The sequence below is a fragment of the Weissella sp. ESL1177 genome (assembly GCF_058107185.1).
Map to the genome: position 1 here is coordinate 202,793 of NZ_CM176591.1, position 12,417 is coordinate 215,209.

A 12,417-nucleotide genomic window follows, 5' to 3' on the forward strand; every position below is an offset into this window, starting at 1 on the left:
CTAATGCAAGTTGTAGAACAGTATTTTCTGACTCTTTTTTAATGCTTTTTACCCGTTATAAATGGAAATTTGGTATTATTAGTAATAAGTAATTTTGTGAAAGGTCTGTCAGTTATGAATATTGGATTATTTACAGACACATATGCGCCACAAGTGTCAGGAGTTGTTTCGTCAATTCAAACGTTACGGCAACAACTCATTGCACATGGCCACCGTGTATATATTTTTACTTCAACTGATCCAAATGTCCCCAAAGAAGTTTTGGAACCAGATGTCTATCGTTTTCCAAGTTTTCCATTTATTGGTTTTAAGGATCGACGTTTATCATATCGTGGTGCAATCCAGGCCATACAATTAGCAAAAAAATTAGAGTTAGATATTGTCCACACACAAACGGAGTTTTCATTGGGATTGATGGGTAAACTAGTTGCTAGGCAATTGAAAATTCCCGTTGTCCATACTTTCCATACAAATTATGAGGATTATTTGCATTATGTTGCTAATGGTAAAATTATTCGTCCGGCAAGTGTTGCAGTTATTGCTCGTAGTTATATGTCTGGGATGACAGGGGTGATTGCACCTTCAAAGCAAACTTATGATACATTAAACAAATATAAGGTTTCTGCACCAATTGAAATTATTCCAACTGGGGTTAATGTAAAACACCAAGCAGATGAAGATACAAGTGCACAATTAAGAGAAAAATTAGGACTAAAGTCAGAAACGCCAGTTGTTTTATCTCTCGGACGAGTGGCCTTTGAAAAAAATATCGATACAGCATTATCTATTTTTGCGGAGGTGCTACTAGAAGTGCCTGATGCCATGTTTTTGATTGTTGGGGATGGGCCAGCAATGTCAGCATTAAAGGATCATGTGCGTTCACTTGAAATTGCAGATCATGTTATTTTTACTGGTGAGGTAGAGCATCAAGAAGTTTATGGTTATTATAAATTAGCAGATGTTTTCTTATCTGCATCAATTTCTGAAACTCAAGGATTAACATTTATTGAAGCAATGACCGCTGATACACCAGTGGTTGCTATGCGTAGCCCGTATCTAGAAACAGTGGTTATCGATAGTAATATTGGGGCATTAGCTGATGAGAATTATGATTTACTAGCACCCTTAGTAAGATACTTGCGTGCTAAAAAAGCGGGGCAAATCATTGGTGATCCAAGTGTTAGAAAACAAGTGCTTCATAATATAGATGAAGTCACTTTTGGTCAACGAGTGTTAGATTTCTACTCTGAAGCACTGGTTGTGTATCATGAAGAGGAGGATATGGAAGAGGCGGATAGTATTGATTTTGAATATGCAAAGTCGTTTCTATCTAGAAACCCGGTCCATAAAGACGAAAAATGATTCGAATTACAATGTTCTCTGCAGCTGAGACGGTACCAGGACAAGGGGTTGGTTCAGCTTATCGGGAATTAGTTAATTTATTGACTGAAAAATTTCCTGATAAATTTGCGTTAAAATTTAATAGTTTAGCTAAAACAGATATTAGTCATTATCATACGATTAATTTCAGCTTTTTTCTGAATACTTTTTTGCCTGGTCGAGGTAAAAAAGTGGGTTATGTACACTTTTTACCTGAAACATTAGAGGATTCAATTAACTTATGGCAACCGATTAAAAAAATTTTTTACTGGTACGTGATGTTATTTTATAAGCGTATGGATCAGATTGTTGTCGTTAATCCTGTGTTTATCGATAAGTTAGTTGCGTTGGGTGTTAAGCGAGAAAAGATAACTTTTATTCCGAACTTCGTATCAAAAGAAGAATTTTATCCAATGCCAGCTGAACAAAGCAAACATATTCGACAAAAATTATCATTACCAGAAAATTCATTTATTATTTTGGGTGTTGGTCAAGTTCAGGTTCGTAAGGGCGTACTTGATTTTATTCAGCTTGCTAAAGATAATCCGCAATGGTTGTTTGTCTGGGTGGGCGGTTTTTCATTTGGTGCGATTACGGCAGGTTATGATCAGTTAAAAAAAGTTGTTGATAATCCTCCTAAAAATCTGATTTTTCCAGGCATTGTTGATCGTCAATTAATGAATGATTACTATAATGCAGCAGATGTTTTTTTGTTGCCAAGTTATACAGAATTATTTCCAATGTCAGCATTGGAAGCGTTTAGTACAGGAACACCTACAGTATTACGAGATTTGGACTTATATCGGGCGATTATCGATGGGTACTATTTACCAGCAGGTGATCGATCGGAAATGCAGAAGCAATTAGATAAATTGTTCACAGATCCGAATTTGAAAAATCAGGTGGCAGAGCAATCTTTAGCAGCATCAAATTATTATTCTGCCACAAGAGTTGCTAAAATTTGGGAGCAATATTACACAAGTCAAGTCGATGACACAGACAATGAGGTACATTAATGACGCGGCGAAATGGTATTGTATTTGTTTTGATGATGCTAGCTGGTGGAGCCATATTCTACTGGTCATTTCGTAATGTTGGTGTGGTCCAACTAACACATGATTTACGAAAAGCTAATTGGTGGTGGTTATTGGTTGCTTTATTGGCCATGGTTGTTTATTTATTAGTTGAAGCGATTGTTGTCAAAGTCTTTGTAGATGATTCACATGAAAAATTAGCTTGGTCCGATGCCATTCGGGTACCATTAGTTGAACAATTTGGTAATGGTATTACGCCATTTTCAGCTGGTGGGCAACCAATGCAACTGATTACTTTAGTCCAAGCAGGGGTTGACCCTGGTAGAGCAGGATCAATATTGTTGATGAAATTTGTTGTCTATCAAGCGATGATTGTTGTGAATTTTTTTATTGCAATGATTGTGGGCTACCATTTTATTGCTGATAAATTGAAAGCGTGGTCCTTATTTGTTGTTTTAGGCTTTTTAATTCATTTTATTGTTATTATTGCGTTATTATTAATAATGTATTGGCCAGGGTTAACGAAAGTTCTTGTAAAAATAGTTTTTAAGCCAATTAAATGGATTAAACCAACGAAAGCTGCTGCATGGCAGCAAACTGTGGATGAGAAAATACGTAATTTTCATGCAGAAAGCATCCGTATGAGTCATGATTGGAGTGTTTTAATACGGGCAGTTATTTTAACGTTGATCCAATTGATGGTATTTTACTTAATTCCCTATTTTATTTTATTAGCGCTAGGGGCATCACATATTAATGTTATTCTTGTCATGTCACTACATGTTTTAATTGTCATGGTTATTTCATTATTTCCAATACCAGGTGGTACGGGTGGTGCTGAAATTGGCTTTTCAATGCTTTTCTCGGAGTTTCTACCGAGTGCATCATTGTTGATTTGTGCAATGGCATTATGGCGAATTATTACTTACTACCTCGGAATGTTTGCCGGGATTGTTGCGTTTAATATGAAACCAAAGCAATGAGGGTGACGAATGTTGATGGAAAATGATTTAAGTAAAATTGTCCGACGTATTAATGCGATGGTGAAAGACACCCGGGCAACAATACAGCAACGCGATTTTAGTGTCTTTGGTGTACCAGTTATAACAGTGTTTTATGATGCAGCATCAGGAATATTTGCATTAGAAATAAATCAAAAAGAGCATAGACGTTTTGCGTTTGATGATGTTGATTTACTTGCAATCGACATCTATGAAACATTAGTAGAGTTTAAAGAATCATTTTAGTAAATATAAGGAATATTTATGGTGAATTTCATAAGATATTTGTTTGATGAATAATTTGTGTACGAAGTTTTTAAATTAATGGCTAAATTTAGTCAAATAATATTTGGAGAAAATAAAATGCAACGAGTTTTATTAGCCATTAAGAAAAAATGGCCGGATTTCAACGATACCGTTGGTTTCTTCTTGTTGTCTGTATTTTTAGTATGGTTGAAAACATACTGGGCTTATCAGACGAGCTTTTCTTTAGGTGTTAAAGGAACGCTGCAAGAATTCATCTTAGTAATTAATCCATTACCAACTGCGATTATTTTACTCAGTATTGCACTTTACTTTAGAGGAAGAGTTGCTTATTGGTTAATGGTTTTGATTAATCTGATTCAATCACTTTGGCTATTTGCAAATATGCTGTACTATCGTGAGTTTTCAGATTTTTTGTCACTGAATATTATTAATTCAGGTGGCTCGGTTGATAATAATTTGGGAAAATCCATTGCTGGTATCATTAGTCCAGCCGACTTTTTAGTATTTCTCGATATCATCATCTTGGTTTTACTTTTGGTATTTAAACGAATTAAGTATGATAAAGTCGTTGTTCAGAAACGTTTTGCTGCATTAACAACCCTATTCGGTGTTGTTTTGATGTTGGTAGGTTATGGTCTATCAAGTAAAGATAGATCGGGTTTGTTAACAAGAACTTTTGATAATAACTATATCGTTAAATATTTGGGATTAAACGAGTACGCTGCTTATAATATTTTTAAAACAAAGCAAACGGCAGATATAAAGAAAGACGCCAAAGCAGATGATTTGAATAAAATTAAAAATTATTTAAAGGGTAATCAGACTTTACAAAATGCAACTTATTTTGGTAAGGAAAAAGGAAAGAATGTGATTGTTTTCCATTTGGAATCATTTCAACAATTTCTAATCGATTACAAGTCAAATGGTGTGGAAGTCACACCTAATTTAAATAAGTTCTACCATGATCAAAATACATTATCATTTGATAATTTTTATAATCAAGTTGGTCAAGGAAAAACAGCTGATGCTGAGATGATGTTGGAAACTGGTTTGTTTGGGACAGCTTCAGGGTCAGCAATGGTGAATTATGGGACTTCTAATACTTATCAAGCTGTACCAGCTATCCTAGATCAGCAAGGTTATACGACAGCAGCCTTTCATGGAGATGTCGCCTCATTTTGGAATCGTGATAATACTTATAAATCTTGGGGATATGATTATTTCTTTAGCAAACCATATTATAAGAACGCAAACAATGCTGACTATAATATAGGATATGGTATGAAGGATAAAATTTTCTTGAAAGATTCGGCAAAGTATTTGGAACAATTACCACAGCCATTTTATTCGAAAATTATTACAGTCACGAATCACTATCCTTATGATTTAGATAGTCAAAATGCGTCGATTGCCAAAACGAAGACAAATGACAAAACGGTTGACGGTTATGTACAAACAGCACGTTACTTAGATCAATCATTTGGTGAATTCTTGAGTTGGTTGAAGAAGTCAGGATTATATGATAATTCAATGATTGTACTGTATGGTGATCATTATGGCATTTCTGAAAACCACAAGGCAGCTATTGCCAAGTTAACTGGTAAGAGCAGTATTTCGAATTATGATTTGGCTAATTGGCAAAAGGTACCATTTATGATTCATGCGCCTGGTTTAACAGGTGGTATTAATCATACTTATGGTGGTGAAATTGATGTGATGCCAACATTGCTTCATCTATTAGGTGTGTCAACACAAAATAATATTCAATTTGGTCAAGACTTGCTTGGTACCAATCGTCGCCAGATTGTACCATTTAGAAATGGTGACTGGGTATCGGCAGAATATATGAAGTACGGTGGTAATTATTATGTCACAACTACGGGTACAAAGATTAATCCGAAAGAAGATCCACGTGCGAAAGAAATTATTGATGACACTCAGAAATACGTTGATAAGATGTTGACATATTCTGATGATGTTCAAACAGGTGATCTACTACGTTTTTACACACCTGAAGGCTTTAAAAAGGTCAATAAGAAAGATTATTCTTATCAAAAAGCAAATGGCTTACAATTGTTAAAGAAGATGAATAAAAAGGAAAATACTTCTGTTAAGGCTAAGCATAATAATCAATCAACTTTGAAAGATTATATTACAGATGCACCAGAATTAGGTGGTACACCACAGACTATTCAAGAAGCAACTTCATCTGGCGACAATTCGGATGATAATAAGAGTAGTAGTGAAAGTAATTCTTCTAGTGAAAATCAATAAATAAAGGGATTGATCCTTTGAAACACATTTAAGAGTTCGTAATCAGTTTGTTAGTAAACTGATTACGAGCTCTTTATTTATTAAATAAATGTTTTGCATATAATCAGAGAATTCTTGGATTGTTCGTGAAAATAAAAATAAAAGTTGCCGTTGACGAACGTTCATTTCTAAGGTATATTATATGAGCGGTCATAAATGTACTCACAGAGTAGTATGGCGTGTAAAAAAATGTTGACTTTTTAAGTTAATATCTGTATAATTAATTAAGTTGTCGACGTGGCAGCAAAATGTTGATCATTGAAAACTGAATATCGTTTCGATGAAACAAATGTGTAGGGTCATCAAGCAATTTGCTTGATACAAAAACATTTGCGAAGTCAATTCGCTAATAAATTCGTTTAACTTCTGTTAAACAACAAAAAACAATGAGTTATACTCAAGCTTTTAAAATGAGAGTTTGATCCTGGCTCAGGATGAACGCTGGCGGCGTGCCTAATACATGCAAGTCGAACGCTTTGTCTTTAAATGAAATGACGAGCTTGCTCAGATTTGATTTTATCTGACAAAGAGTGGCGAACGGGTGAGTAACACGTGGGTAACCTACCTCTTAGCAGGGGATAACATTTGGAAACAAGTGCTAATACCGTATAATACCAACAACCGCATGGTTGTTGGTTGAAAGATGGTTCTGCTATCACTAAGAGATGGACCCGCGGTGCATTAGCTAGTTGGTAAGGTAAAGGCTTACCAAGGCCATGATGCATAGCCGAGTTGAGAGACTGATCGGCCACAATGGGACTGAGACACGGCCCATACTCCTACGGGAGGCAGCAGTAGGGAATCTTCCACAATGGGCGCAAGCCTGATGGAGCAACGCCGCGTGTGTGATGAAGGGTTTCGGCTCGTAAAACACTGTTATAAGAGAAGAACGGCACTGAGAGTAACTGTTCAGTGTGTGACGGTATCTTACCAGAAAGGAACGGCTAAATACGTGCCAGCAGCCGCGGTAATACGTATGTTCCAAGCGTTATCCGGATTTATTGGGCGTAAAGCGAGCGCAGACGGTTATTTAAGTCTGAAGTGAAAGCCCTCAGCTCAACTGAGGAATGGCTTTGGAAACTGGATGACTTGAGTGCAGTAGAGGAAAGTGGAACTCCATGTGTAGCGGTGAAATGCGTAGATATATGGAAGAACACCAGTGGCGAAGGCGGCTTTCTGGACTGTAACTGACGTTGAGGCTCGAAAGTGTGGGTAGCAAACAGGATTAGATACCCTGGTAGTCCACACCGTAAACGATGAGTGCTAGATGTTCGAGGGTTTCCGCCCTTGAGTGTCGCAGCTAACGCATTAAGCACTCCGCCTGGGGAGTACGACCGCAAGGTTGAAACTCAAAGGAATTGACGGGGACCCGCACAAGCGGTGGAGCATGTGGTTTAATTCGAAGCAACGCGAAGAACCTTACCAGGTCTTGACATCCCTTGCTAATCCTAGAAATAGGACGTTCCCTTCGGGGACAAGGTGACAGGTGGTGCATGGTTGTCGTCAGCTCGTGTCGTGAGATGTTGGGTTAAGTCCCGCAACGAGCGCAACCCTTATTATTAGTTGCCAGCATTCAGTTGGGCACTCTAGTGAGACTGCCGGTGACAAACCGGAGGAAGGTGGGGATGACGTCAAATCATCATGCCCCTTATGACCTGGGCTACACACGTGCTACAATGGCATATACAACGAGTCGCCAACCCGCGAGGGTGCGCTAATCTCTTAAAGTATGTCTCAGTTCGGATTGTAGGCTGCAACTCGCCTACATGAAGTCGGAATCGCTAGTAATCGCGGATCAGCACGCCGCGGTGAATACGTTCCCGGGTCTTGTACACACCGCCCGTCACACCATGAGAGTTTGTAACACCCAAAGCCGGTGGGGTAACCTTTTAGGAGCCAGCCGTCTAAGGTGGGACAGATGATTAGGGTGAAGTCGTAACAAGGTAGCCGTAGGAGAACCTGCGGCTGGATCACCTCCTTTCTAAGGAAAATCGGAAACCTACACAGTCAACGAAACGATATTTAGTTTTGAGTGGTTAACATTCAAATATGGGGAATTAGCTCAGCTGGGAGAGCGCCTGCTTTGCAAGCAGGAGGTCATCGGTTCGATCCCGATATTCTCCATCGCAACCAAACGGTTGCTTATTAGTTCTTTGAAAACTGAATCATAATTGTAAATTTTTAAATTCATTTCAATTGATATTAATCAATTAAATTGAGCCGAAAAAATACACCGCGTAATTTTTTGAGTTTTTTAAATCAGTTTAAAATCGCTTGTGACCATTGAGTCACAATACTCAAACGAAATCATCAACGAGAGTTGATCGGTTAAGTTATTAAGGGCGCATGGTGAATGCCTTGGCACTAGGAGCCGATGAAGGACGGGACTAACACCGATATGCCTCGGGGAGCTGTAAGTAAGCTATGATCCGGGGATTTCCGAATGGGGGAACCCAACTTGTGATGCAAGTTATCGTTCAATGAATACATAGTTGAACGAAGGTAGACGTTGTGAACTGAAACATCTCATTAGCAACAGGAGAAGAAAGAAAAATCGATTCCGTCAGTAGCGGCGAGCGAACGCGGAGGAGCCCAAACCAGTGTGCTTGCACACTGGGGTTGTAGGACTACCGTTGTGGAGTTACAAATTTGTTTATTAGCAGAAGCAGCTGGGAAGCTGAGCGAAACAGGGTGATAGCCCCGTATGCGAAAGTAAGCAAACTCCCGTGTAGGATCCTGAGTACGGCCGGACACGTGAAATCCGGTCGGAAACTGCGAGGACCATCTCGTAAGGCTAAATACTCCCTAGTGACCGATAGTGAACCAGTACCGTGAGGGAAAGGTGAAAAGCACCCTGGAAGGGGAGTGAAAAAGTTCCTGAAACCATGTGCCTACAACAAGTTAGAGCCCGTTAATGGGTGATAGCGTGCCTTTTGTAGAATGAACCGGCGAGTTACGATAACATGCAAGGTTAAGGTGGAAAGACCGGAGCCGTAGCGAAAGCGAGTCTGAAATGGGCGTTCGAGTATGTTGTTGTAGACCCGAAACCAGGTGACCTACCCATGTCCAGGGTGAAGGTGCGGTAAAACGCACTGGAGGCCCGAACCCGTACATGTTGAAAAATGTTGGGATGAGGTGTGGGTAGCGGTGAAATTCCAATCGAACTTGGAGATAGCTGGTTCTCTCCGAAATAGCTTTAGGGCTAGCCTCGGAAGATAGCGTGTTGGAGGTAGAGCACTGTTTTGGTGCGGGGCCCATCTCGGGTTACTAAATTAAGATAAACTCCGAATGCCAATCACGTATGTCCGGGAGTCAGACAGTGAGTGATAAGATCCATTGTCGAAAGGGGAACAGCCCAGATCGTCAGTTAAGGTCCCTAAGTGTGTGTTAAGTGGAAAAGGATGTGAAGTTGCATAGACAACTAGGATGTTGGCTCAGAAGCAGCCACCATTTAAAGAGTGCGTAATAGCTCACTAGTCGAGTGATTCTGCGCCGAAAATGTACCGGGGCTAAACACACCACCGAAACTACGGGTGCCACATTAGTGGCGCGATAGGAGAGCGTTCTAAGGGCGATGAAGTCAGACCGTGAGGACTGGTGGAGCGCTTAGAAGTGAGAATGCCGGTATGAGTAGCGAAAGACAGGTGAGAATCCTGTCCACCGTATGACTAAGGTTTCCTGGGGAAGGCTCGTCCTCCCAGGGTTAGTCGGGACCTAAGGTGAGGCCGAAAGGCGTAGTCGATGGCTAACAGGTTGAGATTCCTGTACCAGGTGAACATGTTTGAACAATGGAGGGACGCAGAAGGCTAACAGAACCCAGCAGTTGGAAAAGCTGGGTCAAGCAATGAGTCTGAGAGTGAGTCAAATGCTTGCTGTCATAAGGACAAGTTGTGATGAGGACCGAAATCAAGTAGGGAAGTCTGTGATGTCACGCTGCCGAGAAAAGCTTCTAGTTAGTGTTTACCTGCCCGTACCGCAAACCGACACAGGTAGTCGAGGAGAGCATCCTAAGGTGAGCGAGTGAACTCTCGTTAAGGAACTCGGCAAAATGACCCCGTAACTTCGGGAGAAGGGGTGCTCAGCGCAAGCTGAGCCGCAGTGAATAGGCCCAGGCGACTGTTTATCAAAAACACAGGTTTCTGCAAAATCGTAAGATGACGTATAGGGGCTGACGCCTGCCCGGTGCTGGAAGGTTAAAAGGAGTGCTTAGCTTCGGCGAAGGTACGAATTGAAGCCCCAGTAAACGGCGGCCGTAACTATAACGGTCCTAAGGTAGCGAAATTCCTTGTCGGGTAAGTTCCGACCCGCACGAAAGGCGTAACGATCTGGGCGCTGTCTCAACGAGAGACTCGGTGAAATTTAAAGACCCGTGAAGATGCGGGTTACCCGCGACAGGACGGAAAGACCCCATGGAGCTTTACTGTAGCTTGATATTGAGTGTTTGTGCAGCTTGTACAGCATAGGTAGGAGCCGTAGAAATCGGGACGCTAGTTTCGATGGAGGCAAACGTGGGATACTACCCTCGTTGTATGAACACTCTAACTCACACCACTAAGCGTGGTGGAAGACAGTGTCTGGCAGGCAGTTTGACTGGGGCGGTCGCCTCCTAAAAGGTAACGGAGGCGCCCAAAGGTTCCCTCAGAATGGTTGGAAATCATTCGCAGAGTGTAAAGGCACAAGGGAGCTTGACTGTGAGACTTACCAGTCGAGCAGGTACGAAAGTAGGGCTTAGTGATCCGGTGGTTCCGCATGGAAGGGCCATCGCTCAACGGACAAAAGCTACCCTGGGGATAACAGGCTTATCTCCCCCAAGAGTCCACATCGACGGGGAGGTTTGGCACCTCGATGTCGGCTCATCGCATCCTGGGGCTGTAGTCGGTCCCAAGGGTTGGGCTGTTCGCCCATTAAAGCGGTACGCGAGCTGGGTTCAGAACGTCGTGAGACAGTTCGGTCCCTATCCGTCGCGGGCGTAGGAAATTTGAGAGGAGCTGCCCTTAGTACGAGAGGACCGGGGTGGACGTACCACTGGTGTATCAGTTGTTCCGCCAGGAGCACCGCTGAGTAGCTATGTACGGATGAGATAAACGCTGAAAGCATCTAAGTGTGAAACTCGCCTCGAGATGAGATTTCCCATTCAGTAATGAAGTAAGACCCCTCAAAGATGATGAGGTAGATAGGCTAGAAGTGGACGTGCGGTGACGCATGGAGCGGACTAGTACTAATGGTTCGAGGACTTAACCAAGTAGCAAGTGGTGTAAGGCAAAAAAGCAATTATGATTCAGTTTTGAGGGAACTAAGTTCACTCAATTAGAAACGTGTCGTGATGATGGCACTGAGGTCACACCTGTTCCCATACCGAACACAGTAGTTAAGCTCAGTTACGCCGAAAGTAGTTGGAGGATCGCCTCCTGCGAGGATAGGACATTGCGATGCATATGGACGTTTAGCTCAGCTGGGAGAGCACCTGCCTTACAAGCAGGGGGTCACAGGTTCGAACCCTGTAACGTCCATTGGTCGCATGGTCTAGCTGGTTATGACGTTCGCCTGTCACGCGAAAGATCACGGGTTCGAGTCCCGTTGTGACCGTTTCAATTAAGTATTACATCATATCATAGGGGTATAGTTTAGCGGTAGAACAACGGTCTCCAAAACCGTCGGCGGGGGTTCGATTCCCTCTACCCCTGCCATGGCGGTAGTGGTGAAGTGGTTAACACACCGGTTTGTGGTTCCGGCACGCGTGGGTTCGATCCCCATCTACCGCCCTTTAATGATGTAGTATTTAATATGATGCCGTTGTGGCGGAATTGGCAGACGCGCTGGACTCAAAATCCAGTTCCCGCAAGGGAGTATGGGTTCGACCCCCATCGACGGCATTAGTATGGTCCCTGATAGTCTTTTTATAGGCTCTTAGGGATTTTTGTTTTATAAAGAACCGTTGTTACTAATATAAGGAAATCAAGTGAAGTATTAAAACAAACGAATTTTTAAAGATAGCATTGATGATTAATTTATTTTTGACATATGTTAGATTAGTTATAATTAATTAGAATATATTTTTTTTAGAAAGGAACAGAATAAATGACAAATAAACCAATCACTAGTGAGACGCATCAACAGTTAATGGTAGATTTTAGTGTAGCTGGTCCTCAAGTTGGTGAAAAAAATATTTCTTTATCGGATGGATTTTTAGTACGTGATGAAAATAATGAGGAAAAGAATTATTTTCATTGGGATGTTATTCGTCGAGCTGATGAAACTTATTGGTCACCTTTAGATGGTGATCGCAAAACGCTATATGACATCACGGCGTACAAAATTAAAAGTAAAGAGACGAATCAGTGGCTAACTATTGCTGAATGGTTTTCTGCTGATAAATTTTGATAATAAATAAGAAAAGTATTAAACAACATTTATTTTGTTGA

6 protein-coding genes, 6 tRNA genes and 3 rRNA genes are annotated in these 12,417 nt (G+C 41.1%); all 15 read left to right on the forward strand.

All coding sequences use genetic code 11. From position 1 onward, the window contains the following. Window positions 1-114 precede the first annotated feature (114 nt). The 15 genes from AC3B5D_RS01015 to AC3B5D_RS01085 all read left to right on the forward strand — a co-directional run bounded on the left by AC3B5D_RS01015 (window position 115) and on the right by AC3B5D_RS01085 (window position 12,376). Window positions 115-1,362, forward strand: coding sequence for a glycosyltransferase family 4 protein (locus tag AC3B5D_RS01015; RefSeq protein ID WP_489839945.1), 1,248 nt, complete (start codon window positions 115-117; stop codon window positions 1,360-1,362). Next, window positions 1,359-2,396: a glycosyltransferase family 4 protein gene (locus AC3B5D_RS01020; protein ID WP_489839944.1), complete on the forward strand. Its 1,038-nt coding sequence runs from the start codon at window positions 1,359-1,361 to the stop codon at window positions 2,394-2,396. The genes AC3B5D_RS01015 and AC3B5D_RS01020 overlap by 4 nt, the downstream gene beginning before the upstream one ends. Further along, window positions 2,396-3,397: a lysylphosphatidylglycerol synthase transmembrane domain-containing protein gene (locus tag AC3B5D_RS01025; protein WP_489839943.1), complete on the forward strand. Its 1,002-nt coding sequence runs from the start codon at window positions 2,396-2,398 to the stop codon at window positions 3,395-3,397. The genes AC3B5D_RS01020 and AC3B5D_RS01025 overlap by 1 nt, the downstream gene beginning before the upstream one ends. A 9-nt stretch (window positions 3,398-3,406) precedes the next feature. Continuing rightward, window positions 3,407-3,661 (forward strand): DUF1797 family protein, encoded by a 255-nt coding sequence (locus AC3B5D_RS01030; protein WP_489839942.1) that lies wholly within the window; start codon window positions 3,407-3,409, stop codon window positions 3,659-3,661. A gap of 117 nt (window positions 3,662-3,778) precedes the next feature. Further along, window positions 3,779-5,956 (forward strand): LTA synthase family protein, encoded by a 2,178-nt coding sequence (locus tag AC3B5D_RS01035; RefSeq protein ID WP_489839941.1) that lies wholly within the window; start codon window positions 3,779-3,781, stop codon window positions 5,954-5,956. 445 nt (window positions 5,957-6,401) lie between these two features. Further along, window positions 6,402-7,976, forward strand: a 16S ribosomal RNA gene (locus tag AC3B5D_RS01040). 70 nt (window positions 7,977-8,046) lie between these two features. Then, window positions 8,047-8,119 (forward strand) — tRNA-Ala (locus tag AC3B5D_RS01045). 202 nt (window positions 8,120-8,321) lie between these two features. Further along, window positions 8,322-11,237: ribosomal RNA gene (locus tag AC3B5D_RS01050) — 23S ribosomal RNA — on the forward strand. Window positions 11,238-11,311: 74 nt separating this feature from the next. Further along, window positions 11,312-11,428, forward strand: a 5S ribosomal RNA gene (rrf, locus tag AC3B5D_RS01055). Together the 16S, 23S and 5S rRNA genes with 6 tRNA genes alongside form the textbook arrangement of a ribosomal RNA operon. 4 nt (window positions 11,429-11,432) lie before the next feature. Then, window positions 11,433-11,505 (forward strand) — tRNA-Val (locus AC3B5D_RS01060). Window positions 11,506-11,507: 2 nt separating this feature from the next. Then, window positions 11,508-11,581, forward strand: a tRNA-Asp gene (locus AC3B5D_RS01065). 27 nt (window positions 11,582-11,608) lie between these two features. Beyond that, window positions 11,609-11,682 (forward strand) — tRNA-Trp (locus tag AC3B5D_RS01070). A gap of 2 nt (window positions 11,683-11,684) precedes the next feature. Continuing rightward, a tRNA-His gene (locus AC3B5D_RS01075) sits at window positions 11,685-11,757 on the forward strand. 27 nt (window positions 11,758-11,784) lie between these two features. Continuing rightward, window positions 11,785-11,868: transfer RNA gene (locus tag AC3B5D_RS01080), tRNA-Leu, on the forward strand. Window positions 11,869-12,073: 205 nt separating this feature from the next. Continuing rightward, window positions 12,074-12,376: a hypothetical protein gene (locus AC3B5D_RS01085; protein WP_489839940.1), complete on the forward strand. Its 303-nt coding sequence runs from the start codon at window positions 12,074-12,076 to the stop codon at window positions 12,374-12,376. Window positions 12,377-12,417: the final 41 nt, after the last annotated feature.

What these genes read in the sequence shown, in the direction of transcription:
- AC3B5D_RS01025 (WP_489839943.1), top strand. Translation starts at nt 2,396, where the DNA reads ATGACGCGGCGAAATGGTATTGTATTTGTTTTGATGATGCTAGCTGGT.
- AC3B5D_RS01015 (WP_489839945.1), top strand. Translation starts at nt 115, where the DNA reads ATGAATATTGGATTATTTACAGACACATATGCGCCACAAGTGTCAGGA.
- AC3B5D_RS01085 (WP_489839940.1), top strand. Translation starts at nt 12,074, where the DNA reads ATGACAAATAAACCAATCACTAGTGAGACGCATCAACAGTTAATGGTA.
- AC3B5D_RS01020 (WP_489839944.1), top strand. Translation starts at nt 1,359, where the DNA reads ATGATTCGAATTACAATGTTCTCTGCAGCTGAGACGGTACCAGGACAA.
- AC3B5D_RS01030 (WP_489839942.1), top strand. Translation starts at nt 3,407, where the DNA reads ATGTTGATGGAAAATGATTTAAGTAAAATTGTCCGACGTATTAATGCG.
- AC3B5D_RS01035 (WP_489839941.1), top strand. Translation starts at nt 3,779, where the DNA reads ATGCAACGAGTTTTATTAGCCATTAAGAAAAAATGGCCGGATTTCAAC.